This window comes from Achromobacter sp. GD03932 (assembly GCF_029839485.1).
GTDB lineage: Bacteria > Pseudomonadota > Gammaproteobacteria > Burkholderiales > Burkholderiaceae_B > Achromobacter > Achromobacter bronchisepticus_A.
Genome location: NZ_JAOCAT010000001.1, coordinates 60,367 through 73,748 on the forward strand (window position 1 = coordinate 60,367; position 13,382 = coordinate 73,748).

Annotated in this window: 11 protein-coding genes; 6 read left to right on the plus strand and 5 right to left on the minus strand. The window is 63.1% G+C overall.

The window, feature by feature from the left end:
- Window positions 1–105: 105 nt before the first annotated feature.
- The 4 genes from yidC to rpmH are packed head-to-tail and all read right to left on the minus strand — an operon-like array spanning window position 106 to window position 2,658.
- Complete coding sequence (yidC, locus tag N5C88_RS00270) at window positions 106–1,782, minus strand: membrane protein insertase YidC (protein WP_059376335.1); 1,677 nt, start codon at window positions 1,780–1,782, stop codon at window positions 106–108.
- A gap of 48 nt (window positions 1,783–1,830) precedes the next feature.
- Window positions 1,831–2,103 carry a membrane protein insertion efficiency factor YidD gene (gene yidD / locus N5C88_RS00275; RefSeq protein ID WP_059376344.1) on the minus strand — a complete coding sequence of 91 codons (273 nt, stop codon included), beginning with the start codon at window positions 2,101–2,103 and terminating at the stop codon, window positions 1,831–1,833.
- The gene (locus N5C88_RS00280) at window positions 2,100–2,471 is read right to left on the minus strand and encodes a ribonuclease P protein component (RefSeq protein ID WP_013397083.1); all 372 of its coding nucleotides are present in this window, start codon (window positions 2,469–2,471) and stop codon (window positions 2,100–2,102) included. Before N5C88_RS00280 ends, yidD begins: the two co-directional genes overlap by 4 nt.
- Window positions 2,472–2,523: 52 nt before the next feature.
- Window positions 2,524–2,658, minus strand: a complete 135-nt coding sequence (gene rpmH, locus N5C88_RS00285) for a 50S ribosomal protein L34 (RefSeq protein ID WP_003816025.1) — start codon at window positions 2,656–2,658, stop codon at window positions 2,524–2,526.
- A gap of 395 nt (window positions 2,659–3,053) precedes the next feature.
- Between rpmH and dnaA the strand changes: the two genes are divergently transcribed.
- From dnaA to N5C88_RS00305, 4 genes are all read left to right on the plus strand, one after another.
- Window positions 3,054–4,520 (plus strand): chromosomal replication initiator protein DnaA, encoded by a 1,467-nt coding sequence (gene dnaA / locus N5C88_RS00290; protein WP_059376347.1) that lies wholly within the window; start codon window positions 3,054–3,056, stop codon window positions 4,518–4,520.
- Window positions 4,521–4,522: 2 nt separating this feature from the next.
- Window positions 4,523–5,632, plus strand: coding sequence for a DNA polymerase III subunit beta (gene dnaN, locus N5C88_RS00295; RefSeq protein WP_054455945.1), 1,110 nt, complete (start codon window positions 4,523–4,525; stop codon window positions 5,630–5,632).
- Window positions 5,633–5,727: 95 nt separating this feature from the next.
- The gene (gene gyrB, locus N5C88_RS00300; protein ID WP_059376348.1) at window positions 5,728–8,175 is read left to right on the plus strand and encodes a DNA topoisomerase (ATP-hydrolyzing) subunit B; all 2,448 of its coding nucleotides are present in this window, start codon (window positions 5,728–5,730) and stop codon (window positions 8,173–8,175) included.
- 425 nt (window positions 8,176–8,600) lie between these two features.
- Window positions 8,601–9,518, plus strand: a complete 918-nt coding sequence (locus N5C88_RS00305) for a DUF6216 family protein (protein ID WP_251878388.1) — start codon at window positions 8,601–8,603, stop codon at window positions 9,516–9,518.
- Between the two features lie 211 nt (window positions 9,519–9,729).
- On the opposite strand, the gene N5C88_RS00310 is transcribed toward N5C88_RS00305, so the two are convergent.
- The gene (locus N5C88_RS00310) at window positions 9,730–10,653 is read right to left on the minus strand and encodes a LysR family transcriptional regulator (protein WP_280014438.1); all 924 of its coding nucleotides are present in this window, start codon (window positions 10,651–10,653) and stop codon (window positions 9,730–9,732) included.
- A 317-nt stretch (window positions 10,654–10,970) separates the two neighbouring features.
- On the opposite strand from N5C88_RS00310, the gene N5C88_RS00315 reads away from it, so the two are divergent.
- A complete protein-coding gene (locus N5C88_RS00315) occupies window positions 10,971–11,657 on the plus strand; it encodes a hydrolase (RefSeq protein ID WP_280014439.1) in 687 nt (228 codons plus the stop codon).
- A gap of 130 nt (window positions 11,658–11,787) precedes the next feature.
- Window positions 11,788–13,380, plus strand: a complete 1,593-nt coding sequence (locus tag N5C88_RS00320; RefSeq protein ID WP_059376359.1) for an MFS transporter — start codon at window positions 11,788–11,790, stop codon at window positions 13,378–13,380.
- Window positions 13,381–13,382 lie beyond the last annotated feature (2 nt).

Genomic DNA, 13,382 nt, shown 5'->3' on the forward strand with positions numbered 1-13,382 from the left:
ATAAAGAATAACTATCAAGAAAACCAGGGATCGGCATCGGAAGGCGGCCGCGGGGCGAAAAAAAACCGGTCCGCAAGGGACCGGTTTCTGGTGCGGGAGCAGATATCAGCGGTTGGCTGCGGCTTCCGTCTTGCGCTGCATGGCGCGGGTGATGGACCACTGCTGGGCGATCGACAGGGTGTTGTTGACGCACCAGTAGAGCACCAGGCCGGCCGGGAAGAAGAACATCATCCCGCCGAACACCAGCGGCATGATCATCATGACCTTGGCCTGGACGGGGTCCGGGGGCGTCGGGTTCAGTTTGATCTGCAGGAACATGGTGGCCATCATGATGGCGGGCAGAATGAAGTACGGATCGCGGATCGACAGGTCGTGCACCCACAGGATCCACGGCGCGCCGCGCATTTCCACGCTGGCCAACAGCACCCAGTACAGCGAGATGAACACCGGGATCTGCACCACCATGGGCAGGCAGCCGCCCAGTGGATTGATCTTCTCGGTGCGGTACATCTCCATCATGGCCGCGTTGAGCTTCTGCTTGTCGTCGCCGTACTTTTCCTTCAGGGCCTGCAGGCGCGGAGCCACCTGCTTCATGCGGGCCATGGAGCGGTAGCTGGCGGCGGCCAGGGGGTAGAACACGGCCTTGATCAGCACGGTCAGCGCAACGATCGTCCAGCCCCAGTTGCCCAGGATGGAATGCAGCCAGGTCATCAGCTTGAACAGCGGCTTGGCGATGATGGTCAGCCAGCCATAGTCGACCACCAGTTCCAGGCCGGGGGCCAGGGCGGCCATGGCCTTCTGGTCCTGGGGACCGACCCACAGGTGCGAATCCACGCGCGTGGCGGCGCCAGGGGCGATCTCGCCCACGGCCTCGATGCTGCGCGCGGCGTACAGGTTCTTCTGCACTTCCAGCAGTTCGTTGGTGCGCGGCTTGCCCTGCGGGGGCACCCAGGCGGTGGCGAAGTAGTGCTGAACCACGGCGATCCAGCCGTTGTCCGATTGCTTGATGTAGCTGGCCTTCTTCTTTTCGATGTCGCTGAAGGTGATCTTCTGGAACTTGTCCTGTTCCGAGTAGACGGCGAAACCGGTGAAGGTGTGATAGAAGCTGGACGTGTCGGCGGGGTCGTTGCCGTCGCGTTCGAGCTGCAGGTACAGGGCGGGCGACACGGGGCCGGCGCTGACGTTGGCCAGGTCGTGGCGCACGTCGATGTCATAGCGGCCGCGGTGCAGGGTAAACGTCTTGGTGACCTTCACGCCGCCCGATTCGCCTTCGAAGGCGACCACCAGGTTGTCGCCGGTCAGCTGGCGCTCCGAGGACACGACGCGGAAAGGCGTCTGGTGCGTGGGGAAGCTCTGGCCGTTGGGGGCGCCGACCACGCCGGTCTGCACCACGTAGTTCAGGCCGGCGGCGCGGTCCAGCAGCACCGTGGGCTTGTCGGGCTGGCCGGTGGCCGGGTACTTCAGCAGTTCGGCGCGCACCAGCTGGGCGCCCATGGTGTCGAACGTCAGGCGCAGCACGTCGGTCGTGATGACGACCTCTTCCGAGCGCGCGGCAGCAGGTGCGGCGGCGCCAGGCACGGCGGACGCGGCGGCAGCCGCCGGGGCGGGCGTGCTGGGCACCGAAGGCGTTGCGTTGTTCGCGGCGGCCTGCGGCTCGCTCGTGGTGGCGGCAGGCGTGGGGCCGAACAGCGACGGCTTGCCGTTATGGATCTGCCAGTTGTTCCATAGGAGCAACAGCGAGAAGGAAAAAATCATCCAGAGGACGGTTCGTCGGATATCCATGGTGCCTACTGAGGTGAATACGGGCCAGCAAAGCCCGCCAGTTTAGCGTCAATCGTGCTCGGTGCGGTGGCTGTGGGAACAGCACGAGGGGCCATTGGTTCCCTTGGACGGCGGAACCGGGTCCAATCCGCCCGGCGACCAAGGGTGGCAGCGGCCGATGCGCCGGACTGCCAGCCAGAAGCCGCGCCAGGCGCCGTGGCGCTCGATCGCTTCGATCGCATACGCCGAGCAGGTCGGGGTAAAGCGGCACTGCCGGCCGATCCAGGGGCTCAGGAAAAACCTGTAGAACCGGATCGGGGCAATGAGTAAAGCCTTGATCATCGCGCTATCCGCTCAAAGTGAGCGTCCACTTCGGCTCTAGCCGCGCGTTTCAGCGCGGTAAGCGTGGCGGGCGCAACCTTGCTATGCAGGCGCACGACGTAATCTTTGGCCGGCAATCCCAGGCGCCGGTGGCGGAACGCTTCGCGGATGACCCGCTTGATGGCGTTGCGCGTACTGGCGTGGGCGGCGAACCGCTTGGCGATCACCAGGCCCAGACGCGCGCAGGCGTCCTGGCCGGGAGGCAGATCATTGGGAGCCGCGCTCACAATGAAGAACGCCCCTCGGGCAAGACGCCGGCCTTTGAGGGCGGCGGCGAACTCGGAGGGGCGATGCAGCCGCGCCTCCGGCGGAAGCGTGGAGCGCGGCATGGACTGCAAAATCAGGCGTCAGGCTTTTCCGGACAAGCCGGAAAAACAGGACTTAGACGGCCAGACGCTTGCGGCCCTTGGCGCGGCGGGCGTTCAGGATGGCGCGGCCAGCGCGGGTTTTCATGCGCACGCGGAAACCATGGGTGCGCTTGCGACGGGTAACGGAAGGTTGGTAGGTACGTTTCATGGACGATCCACAAAAAGAACAAAAGTCAGAAGGGACCTGCCCGGAAGGGTTCCTGGTCGCGTATTCAGGAAGCGGGTATCTAATGAGCATTTTTGCAACAGGTGCAAAAAAACAGCTCGTAGACGGGGCTCTGACCGGGAAACCCCGGGCGACGCATTAGAAGCAAAACCAGGCAGTTACGTGGGCGGCAGGCATCGTTAGACACCATTGCCCACAAGCGCGGCTAAGCTCCCTGTGGAACCTTCTGACAGACAGAATTCGGAAAAGCCCACCATTTCAGCAAGTTTTCCCTGTCTTGTCAAACAGTTAAGGCAGCGCTGCGTGGACGCTTATGCCCTACCCTGTGGATAACCCCAGCCCAGGCAAGGTAGAATCGAGGTTTGAATAAGAGCGACATGAAAGAATTCTGGCAGACCTGCGTCAGTCGTCTTGAGCAGGAACTCCCCCCCCAACAAATCAGCGCGTGGATACGACCGCTGGTCCCGCTTGCGTACGACGAAACGCAGGCGGTGCTGCGCGTTGCCGCTCCCAACCGGTTCAAACTGGATTGGGTACGGAAGAACTTTTCCCACCAGATCGAAGCGTTGGCCGCGGAGTGGTTCGAGCGTCCGGTGCAGGTGCTGTTCGAGTTGCCGACGCAAGGCGCCACGCCGCGCATGCCGGTCGCGCCCGTACGCGCCGCACCCGCGGCGCCCGCGTATCCGTCCGCTGCTTCCCCTTCAGGCGGCGCGCCGCCACCGATGGCCCCGGTAGCGCCCGCCCCCGCAGCCCCGGCGACCACGGCGGCCGCGCAGGCCGCGCAAGCGGTGAACGCGGACGCGGCAAGCATCGTGTACGAGCGTTCGCGCCTGAACACCGACCTGACGTTCGAGAACTTCGTGACGGGTAAGGCGAACCAGCTGGCGCGCGCCGCTGCGTTGCAGGTGGCCGAGAACCCTGGCACGTCCTACAACCCGCTGTTCCTGTACGGCGGCGTGGGCCTGGGCAAGACCCACCTGATCCACGCCATCGGCAATGCGATGGTGGCGGCGGGCACCGGCGTGCGCGTGCGCTACGTGCATGCCGACCAGTACGTGTCCGACGTGGTGAAGGCCTACCAGCGCAAGGCGTTCGACGACTTCAAGCGTTACTACCATTCGCTCGACCTGCTGCTGATCGACGATATCCAGTTCTTCTCCGGCAAGAACCGCACGCAGGAAGAATTCTTCTACGCGTTCGAAGCGATGGTGGCCCAGCGCAAGCAGATCATCATCACCAGCGATACCTATCCGAAGGAACTGTCGGGCATCGACAGCCGCCTGATCTCGCGCTTCGACTCCGGCCTGACGGTGGCCATCGAGCCGCCGGAACTGGAAATGCGCGTGGCGATCCTGCTGCGCAAGGCGGAATCCGAAGGCGTGCCCATGCCCGAGGAAGTGGCGTTCTTCATCGCCAAGCACCTGCGCAGCAACGTGCGCGAGCTGGAAGGCGCGCTGCGCAAGGTGCTGGCCTATGCGCGCTTCCATGGCCGCGACGTGCTCACGGTGGATGTCTGCAAGGAAGCCCTGAAGGACCTGCTGTCCGTGTCCAACGGCCAGATCACCGTGGAGAACATCCAGAAGACGGTGGCGGATTTCTACAAGATCAAAGTGGCCGACATGTATTCGAAACGCCGGCCCGCCAATATCGCTTTGCCGCGCCAGGTCGCGATGTACCTGGCGAAGGAGCTGACCCAGAAAAGCCTGCCGGAAATCGGCGATCTGTTCGGTGGCCGTGATCACACCACCGTGCTGCATGCCGTACGCAAGATTTCCGACGCCCGCGCCAAGCAAGCGGAGCTCAACCATACCCTGCACGTGTTGGAACAAACTCTAAAAGGATGAACATGCAACTCGTACAAACCACACGCGATGCATTGCTGAAACCGCTGTCGACTGTGGCGGGCATCGTCGAAAGACGCCATACCCTGCCCATCCTCGCGAACATCCTGATGCGCAAGGAAGGCAACAAGGTTGCCTTCATTGCGACCGACCTGGAAGTACAGATCACCACCCATGCCGACTTCGGCGTGGGTCAAGACAACGAATCCACCACGGTCGCGGCGCGCAAGTTGCTGGATATCCTGAAGGCTTTGCCGGACACCGGCGACGTGCGCCTGGCGCTGGCCAGCAACAAGCTGTCGGTGCAGTCGGCCAAGAGCCGCTTCGCCCTGCAGACGCTGGCCGCCAGCGAATTCCCCACCGTGGCCCAGCCCGAGCAGTGGGACGTGTCGCTGACCATGCCGCAGCGCACGCTGCGCCACCTGTTCAACATGGTGCACTTCGCCATGGCGCAACAGGACATCCGCTACTACCTGAACGGCATGCTGCTGGTGTTTGAACCGGGCCGCGTGCGCGCGGTCGCCACCGATGGCCACCGCCTGGCGCACTGCTCGACCGAAGCCGACGGCATCAGCGAACGCCATGAAGTGATCGTGCCGCGCAAGACCGTGCTGGAAATGCAGCGCCTGCTGGAAGACTCCGACGAGCCCGTTTCCATCGACGTGGCGCCGGGCCAGATCCGCTTCCGCTTCGGCGACGTGGAACTCGTCTCCAAGCTGGTGGAAGGCAAGTTCCCGGACTTCACGCGCGTGATCCCGACCAACTACACGCGCCATTTCCTGGTCGGCCGCGAAGCGCTCCAGGGCAGCCTGCAGCGCGCCGCCATCCTGACCACCGACAAGTTCAAGGGCGTGCGCCTGCAACTGGCGCAGAACCAGATGAAGATCTCGTCCTCCAACGCCGAGCAGGAAGAGGCGCAGGAAGAAATCGACATCGACTACGGCCATGAAGCCCTCGATGTGGGCTTCAACGTCGGCTACCTGCTCGACGTGCTGTCCAACGTCAAGGTGGACAACATCCAGTGGTCGGTCATGCCCGACGCCAACGCGTCTGCGCTCATCACCCTGCCCGAAGACGACCAGTTCAAGTACGTCGTCATGCCCATGCGGATTTGATCCGCGCCCATCGTGGGTTTGTGCCGCTTGCGGGCCTGAGGGCCCGTGGGCGGTCCGGCCGCCAGGCCGTTCTTTAAAGCGTTATCGATACAGACATGTCAGATCAGCAGAACACCACTCCCGAGAACAGCGGCTACGGCGCTGACTCGATCAAGATGCTCAAGGGGCTGGAGGCCGTGCGCAAGCGCCCCGGCATGTACATCGGCGACACATCCGACGGCACCGGCTTGCACCACATGGTGTTCGAAGTCGTCGACAACGCCATCGACGAAGCCCTGGCCGGCTACTGCGACGACATCGTCGTCACGATCCACACCGACAACTCGATCTCGGTCACCGACAACGGCCGCGGCATTCCCACCGACATCCACAAGGATGACGAATTCCACCGCAGCGCGGCCGAAATCGTCATGACCGAATTGCATGCCGGCGGCAAGTTCGACCAGAACTCCTACAAGGTGTCTGGCGGCCTGCACGGCGTGGGCGTGTCTTGCGTGAACGCGCTGTCCGAATGGCTGCGGCTGACCATTCGCCGCAACGGCGAAGTGCACCAGATGGAGTTCCGCCAGGGCGAGCGCGTCGCGCCCCTGGCGGTGACCGGCACGACCGACAAGCGCGGCACCGAAGTGCGCTTCCTGGCCGACCCGATCATCTTCAACAACATCGAGTACCACTACGAGATCCTCTCGAAGCGCCTGCGCGAGCTGTCGTTCCTGAACAATGGCGTGAAGATCCGCCTGATCGACCAGCGCCAGGGCAAGGAAGAGAACTTCGCCTTCTCCGGCGGCGTGAAGGGCTTCGTCGAATACATCAACCGCAGCAAGACCGTGCTGCACCCGAACGTGTTCTCGGTCACGACCGAGTCCTCGGCGGGCGGCGTGCCGGTCGGCGTCGAAGTGGCGATGCAGTGGAACGACAGCTACAGCGAAAGCGTGCTGTGCTTCACCAACAACATCCCGCAGCGCGACGGCGGTTCGCACCTGACTGGCCTGCGCGCGGCGATGACCCGCATCATCAACAAGTACATCACCGACAACGAACTGGCCAAGAAGGCCAAGGTCGAAACGTCCGGCGACGACATGCGCGAAGGCCTGGCCTGCGTGCTGTCGGTGAAGGTGCCCGAGCCCAAGTTCAGCAGCCAGACCAAGGACAAGCTGGTCTCCAGCGAAGTGCGTCCGGCCGTTGAAGAAGCCGTGGCGCGTACGCTGGAAACCTGGCTGCTGGAACACCCGAACGACGCCAAGGCGCTGTGCGCCAAGATCGTCGAAGCCGCCCGCGCCCGCGAAGCCGCGCGCAAGGCGCGCGAAATGACCCGCCGCAAGAGCGTGCTGGAAGGCGCAGGCCTGCCCGGCAAGCTGGCCGACTGCCAGGAAAAGGACCCCGCGCTGTGCGAGCTGTACATCGTCGAGGGTGACTCCGCAGGCGGCTCGGCCAAGCAAGGCCGCGACCGCAAGTTCCAGGCCATCCTGCCGCTGCGCGGCAAGGTGCTGAACGTCGAGAAGGCGCGTTTTGACCGCCTGATCGCCAGCGAACAGATCGCCACGCTGATCACCGCGCTGGGCACCAGCATCGGTCCTGATTTCAACGTCGACAAGCTGCGCTACCACCGCCTCATCATCATGACCGACGCGGACGTGGACGGCGCGCACATCCGCACCCTGCTGCTGACGCTGCTGTACCGCCAGATGCCTGAGCTGGTGCAGCGCGGCTACGTGTATATCGCCCAGCCGCCGCTGTACAAGGTCAAGGTCGGCCGTGAAGAACGGTATCTGAAGGACGACCAGGAAGAAGCGCAGTTCATGCTGCAACTGGCGCTGAAGGATGCCGAAATCATCTCGGGCGGCAATATCATCCGCGGCGACGAACTCAACGACCTGGCCCGCCAGTACGTCGCGGCCGACGCCGTGATCGCGCGCCTGTCGCGCGTGTTCGACGTGGGCGCGCTGTCGGCCATGGCCGAAGGCGTGGAGATCAACCTGGAGTCGGCCGAGTCCACCGCCGACTCCGCCCGCCGCCTGGCCGACGCCATGCGCGACCCGGTCAGCGGCAACGGGGTGGAAGTCGTGCCGGAGTTCGACGAGGCCACCGAGCGCCATCGCCTGTCGGTGCAGCGCATGCACCACGGCAACGTGCGCGTGAGCATCATCGACGCGGACTTCGTCAACGGTTCGGACTACGCGGTCCTGTCCAAGGCCGCCAAGAGCTTCCTGGGCAAGGTCGGCTCGCGTTCGCTGGCCGCCCGCGGCGAAGGCGACAAGCGCAAGGAACAGACTGTGTCCGACTTCCGCGAAGCCATGCAGTGGCTGCGCAGCGAAGCCGACCGCAGCATCTCCAAGCAGCGCTACAAGGGTCTGGGCGAAATGAACCCGGAACAGCTGTGGGAAACCACCATGGACCCGAAGGTGCGCCGCCTGTTGCGCGTGCAGATCGAGGACGCCATCGCGGCCGACGAAGTCTTCACCACGCTGATGGGCGACGACGTGGAACCGCGCCGCAACTTCATCGAGACGCATGCACTGTCGGCGGGGAATATCGACGCCTGATCGTGTTGAATTCCGTGAACACCTAGATTTTCTCGGGCAATTTAGAGTTCGTGATAGAGGCTGCTTTTGCAGCCTCTTTTTTTTGCGGATGCTCGAAGTATTGAGCTCAAACGGTTTGGAAATGGTGCGAGCCTAGCTTGATTCCTCGCCTCGCCTGTTATGCGCGAAGGGGGGCCGAATCTTGACTGCGAATTATCGCTACTGTTTGCTAGGGAAGGCTTATCAAAGCCCATGTAAGCGCTCCGTCCATCTGGAGGACGAAGTAGCGCTTATCTCCAGATTGGGACATAAGACGTTTGCGGATCTCGTGAGGGATCTCGAGCTGCCCGCTCGAAGCCACGGGCAGTTGCTTGCTTCTTGCCGGAATGGATTGTTGCGAAGGTGGTTAGTATCTGGGCTCTTGTCCCTCAGAGCAAGGAAGATAGATGCTTGAACTGTTTACCCCTCTCGTCCAGGCTCCCTGGATCGCGCCTGTTCTTTGGGCAGGGCTTTTTTTACTGCTATGCCTTTGGATCTGGGCGCGCGCGGGATCCGCGCACTTTCTTTTGGACCGACTTTGGCGAATCGCAGCAGGTCGGCGCGAAGCCCAGGATTCAGTGCTGAAAAAAATCCAACAGGAAAGTCGCGACCTGGAGATCTTCAGGTTTTTCTATCGCATGCCCTTGCAATCCTTGGCCGACCTGCACCAGCTTAATAGCTGGGCGGAAGCCAACAACGTCGGGATCTTGAAGCTGAGAACTCTGTGGCGCTGGGTTGATGTGCGCAATCCGGCGGTCGTGCGCAGGCCGCACAAGATGTGGAAACCGGTTCTATTCTTCCTCGTCGTCGTATTGTGGGCCTTGTTTATGATCGCTGGTTCCTTGTTCGCTTCGCCCTACGGGTACTTTCACATGAAAGAGTCGAATGTCTGGTTCAAGACGGACGCGAATACGGTGAGAAACATGACCCTATGGGGCGAAGACTGGGTTTTCGCTGCCACGGAATGCGCTGCCGACAGTCCGGATCTTATGGAGAAAACAGGCTTTCGGAAGTCGGAGCTGCTCGACCTATGCAGGGCGTTAGCAAGTGGCAGCATGAAAGATCAGGTGCACTCGCTCGTGAAGCAGCAGAGGTTGCTAGCTTTGCTCTTGCTTCTCCCCTCTCTTGTCGGGCTGGCTATTGTCATTCGCGCATCTTCAGGCGTGACCAAGGCAGAAAAGCTCTGGAAGGAGTTGTATTGCGAGCCGGCCGCACCCAAGGCAATTGAGCCGAGCGGGATCCCGGCTGTCAACTGCGGAGGTACGCCTCAAAATGTCCGCTCCGAGGGCCAGTCAAGCCGTAAGGAGTGCGGAGAACAGGCATAGGAAAATCTAACGAAATGGGACGGCTCGATCTGGTACGACCTACCAGATGTTAGATGGCCTTAGGGCGACGGCACGTGATATCTAAATGCTGATGGGATCCTACAGATCGCGCCGGATCTTGGCAGAGATCCTGGACGTCATAGAAAAGGGGCTGCTTGCGCAGCCCCTTTTTCATGCGCGAGTCCGGCGCGGTCCGGACCACGCAATCCTTCTACACCTGCACATCATTGGCCCAGGGCTCAGCCGTCAAGCGCTCCGCCAGATATTCGATGAACGCCTGCACCCGGGCCGGCCGGCGGCGACCAGGCGGGGTGACGATGTGCAAGGCGATGGGATCCACCTGCCAGTCGTCCATCACGGTTTCCAGCGCACCTGATTGCAAATCCTTCCACGCCAGGAACTCCGGCTGCAGTGCCAGCCCCATGCCCGCCTGCAGCGCCGGCGTCAGGGCTTCGGCGTTGTTCACGTTCAGGTGCACGGGCAGCGACTGTGAAAACTCGCCGTGCTTTTCATGACGGAAACGCCAGCTCGTGCCGTTGCGTGCATACATGTATTGCAGCGCCGTGTGCTGCGCCAGGTCCTTTGGATGTTTGGGCCGTCCCGCGCGCTTGAAGTAGCTGGGTGCGCCCACCAGCAGGATGCGCACCGAGCACAGGCGGCGTGCCAGCAGCTTCGAGTCCACGAGGTTGGAGATGCGCAGCGCCAGGTCGAAGCGTTCGGAGACCAGGTCGGCCTGCTTGTCGCTGAATTCGATCTCCAGGGCCACGTCGGGATTGGCCTGCATGAAGGGAGGCAGCATCGGCGCCAGATGTGTGACTCCGAAGGACATGGGCGCGGACAGCCTGATCTTGCCGCGCAGGCTGCTCGACTTTTCGGTCACCTCGGATTCGACCGCCTCGCCTTCCTCCAAGATGCGCGCTGCGCGTTCCAGCGCCGCGTAGCCGGATTCCGTCAAAGTCATGCTGCGGGAGGTGCGATGAAATAGCGTCGTTTTCATGCGGGCTTCCAGACGGCTGATGGTCTTGGAAACCGTGGCCTGCGACAAGGCGAACTCGGCCGCCGCCTTGGCGAATGATCCGGTCTCGGCGACCTTGGCGAAGATCGCCCAACCTTCTAAATCCGGCAGCTTGCTCATCTCGTATTCCTGGGAAATGCCCGCGCCGATGATAGCCCCTGCCTATGGCATGGACAAGAATGGTGTTGAACGCAGCGCAGCAAAGGACTGTCACGCCATGGTCATCATGCAAGAAATGGAAAGGATGGAATTCCATGCTGCGGGTTCTCAGGAACGCGGCCGCTCCCTACTATGCATACACCGACAGACGAGATGTACGGGCCCTTCCAGCGGCACCCCGCCATCGTCGCAACGGTGCAGACCGGGATGGTTTGCCAGCTACACCGAATTCTTCGCTGCCGCCTTCCTTGATAGTTTTCCTTAAAGAGAGATCCGCCATGTCCGCCAATAAATGCCTCGAAGTCCTGACCCCGCAGAACAGCCAGATCATCTTCATCGACCAGCAGCCGCAGATGGCCTTCGGCGTGCAGTCCATCGACCGCCAGACGCTGAAGAACAATGTGGTGGGCTTGGCCAAAGCTGCACGCGCCTTCAATATCCCCACCACCATCACCACCGTCGAAACCGACAGCTTCTCCGGCAATACCTACCCCGAACTGCTGGCTGTGTTCCCCGAGAACAAGATCCTGGAGCGCACCTCCATGAACTCCTGGGACGACCAGAACGTGCGCGACGCGCTGGCCGCCAATGGCCGCAAGAAGGTGATCGTCGCCGGCCTGTGGACCGAGGTCTGCAACACCACCTTCGCGCTGTGCGCCATGCTGGAAGGCGAGTACGAAATCTACATGGTGGCTGATGCTTCGGGCGGCACCTCGGTGGACGCGCACAAGTACGCCATGGACCGCATGGTGCAGGCTGGCGCCGTGCCGATGACCTGGTTGCAGGTGATGCTGGAATGGCAGCGCGACTGGGCCCGCAAGGAGACCTATGACGCCGTCACCGGCATCGTGAAGGAACACTCCGGCGCCTACGGCATGGGCATCGACTACGCCGTCACCCACGTGCACAAGCTGGCAGAGCGCGTGCAGCACGGTGAACGCATCGGCCCCAACCCCGCCAAGTAAACCGCAAGCCGGATCGTCCAGACAGCGTCTGGCCGGTCCGGCGCCTTGTTTTTGAACACGGCGTTTTGAACACGGCGGGCGGCGGGACTTGCGGGTCCGAATGCCGCCTGGCGCGATCCAGGAGAGTCCCATGCCAGACCAGAAGAATCCCGCCGCGCGCGGCACCTTCGCGCCCTTGCGCCAGTCCGTGTTCGCCGTGCTGTGGGCTGCGACCGTGCTGGGCAACGTGGGCAGCTTCATGCGGGACGTGGCCAGTTCGTGGCTGGTGACCGACCTGTCGGCCAGCCCGGCCGCGGTGGCACTGATCCAGACGGCGGCGACCCTGCCCATCTTTTTGCTGGCGATTCCCGCTGGCGTGCTGTCCGACATCCTGGACCGGCGCCGCTTCCTGATCTTCGTGCAGCTGCTGCTTGCTTCGGTCAGCGGCACGCTGCTGCTGCTGTCGCATTTCGGCGCGCTGACGGTCGATTACCTGATCGCCCTGACCTTCGTCGGCGGCATCGGCGCGGCCTTGATGGGACCGACCTGGCAATCCATCGTCCCCGAACTCGTACCGCGCGAAGAACTCAAGGGCGCGGTGGCGCTCAATTCGCTGGGCATCAACATCGCCCGCGCCATCGGTCCGGCGGCGGGCGGCCTGATCCTGGCCAGCTTCGGCGCGGCCGTCACCTATGGGCTGGACGTGCTGAGCTACGTGTTCGTCATTGCCGCACTGCTGTGGTGGAAGCGTCCCGCGGCCGTCGATAGCGCGCTGTCGGAGAACTTCTTCGGCGCGTTCCGCGCCGGCCTGCGCTACACGCGGGCCAGCAAGGAGCTGCACCGCGTGTTGCTGCGCGCCGCCGTCTTCTTCCTGTTCGCCAGCGCGGTCTGGGCCTTGTTGCCGCTGGTGGCGCGGCAGATGCTGGGCGGCTCCTCGGGCTTTTACGGCGTGCTGCTGGGCGCGGTGGGCGCAGGAGCCATCATCGGCGCCCTGCTGCTGCCCAGGCTGGGCGCCCGCCTGAATGCCGACGGGTTGGTGCTGCTGGCGTCGGTGGCCAGCGCGGCGGTCATGGCCGTGCTGGTGTTCGCGCCACCGCAATGGCTGGCCGTGCTGATGCTGGTGGTGCTGGGCATGGGCTGGATTACCGCGCTCACCACGTTCAATGGCGTGGCCCAGGCCGTGCTGCCCAACTGGGTGCGCGGCCGCGGACTGGCGGTGTACCTGATGGTCTTCAACGGCGCGATGGCCGCCGGCAGTTTGGGCTGGGGCCTGGTGGCGCGCGAGATCGGCGTGCCCTACGCTCTGGCGGTCAGCGCCGCCGGACTGGTCGCGGTTGCGCTGCTGTTTCATCGCGCCAGCCTGCCGGTTGGCGAGGCGGATCTGCAGGCGTCGAATCACTGGCCGGAGCCGCTGGTCGCTGAACCGGTGGCCCACGACCGCGGTCCGGTGCTGGTGCAGGTCGAGTACCGCATCCGCCAGGAAGACCGCCCTGCCTTTCTGGATGCGATGCAGCGCCTGTCGCAAGAGCGACTGCGCGATGGCGCCTATGCCTGGGGCGTGGTCGAGCACACCAGTGACCCGCAGCGGGTGGTCGAGTGGTTCTTCGTCGAATCCTGGGCCGAACACCTGCGCCAGCATCACCGGGTGTCGCACGCCGATGCCGATCTGCAAGCGGAAGCGCTGCGCTTTCATATGGGGCCGGAAAAGCCCGAAGTGCATCACTTCCTGGCCTTGAAGCGCTGACG

What these genes read in the sequence shown, in the direction of transcription:
- yidC (WP_059376335.1), bottom strand. Translation starts at nt 1,782, where the DNA reads ATGGATATCCGACGAACCGTCCTCTGGATGATTTTTTCCTTCTCGCTG.
- yidD (WP_059376344.1), bottom strand. Translation starts at nt 2,103, where the DNA reads ATGATCAAGGCTTTACTCATTGCCCCGATCCGGTTCTACAGGTTTTTC.
- N5C88_RS00280 (WP_013397083.1), bottom strand. Translation starts at nt 2,471, where the DNA reads ATGCCGCGCTCCACGCTTCCGCCGGAGGCGCGGCTGCATCGCCCCTCC.
- rpmH (WP_003816025.1), bottom strand. Translation starts at nt 2,658, where the DNA reads ATGAAACGTACCTACCAACCTTCCGTTACCCGTCGCAAGCGCACCCAT.
- dnaA (WP_059376347.1), top strand. Translation starts at nt 3,054, where the DNA reads ATGAAAGAATTCTGGCAGACCTGCGTCAGTCGTCTTGAGCAGGAACTC.
- dnaN (WP_054455945.1), top strand. Translation starts at nt 4,523, where the DNA reads ATGCAACTCGTACAAACCACACGCGATGCATTGCTGAAACCGCTGTCG.
- gyrB (WP_059376348.1), top strand. Translation starts at nt 5,728, where the DNA reads ATGTCAGATCAGCAGAACACCACTCCCGAGAACAGCGGCTACGGCGCT.
- N5C88_RS00305 (WP_251878388.1), top strand. Translation starts at nt 8,601, where the DNA reads ATGCTTGAACTGTTTACCCCTCTCGTCCAGGCTCCCTGGATCGCGCCT.
- N5C88_RS00310 (WP_280014438.1), bottom strand. Translation starts at nt 10,653, where the DNA reads ATGAGCAAGCTGCCGGATTTAGAAGGTTGGGCGATCTTCGCCAAGGTC.
- N5C88_RS00315 (WP_280014439.1), top strand. Translation starts at nt 10,971, where the DNA reads ATGTCCGCCAATAAATGCCTCGAAGTCCTGACCCCGCAGAACAGCCAG.
- N5C88_RS00320 (WP_059376359.1), top strand. Translation starts at nt 11,788, where the DNA reads ATGCCAGACCAGAAGAATCCCGCCGCGCGCGGCACCTTCGCGCCCTTG.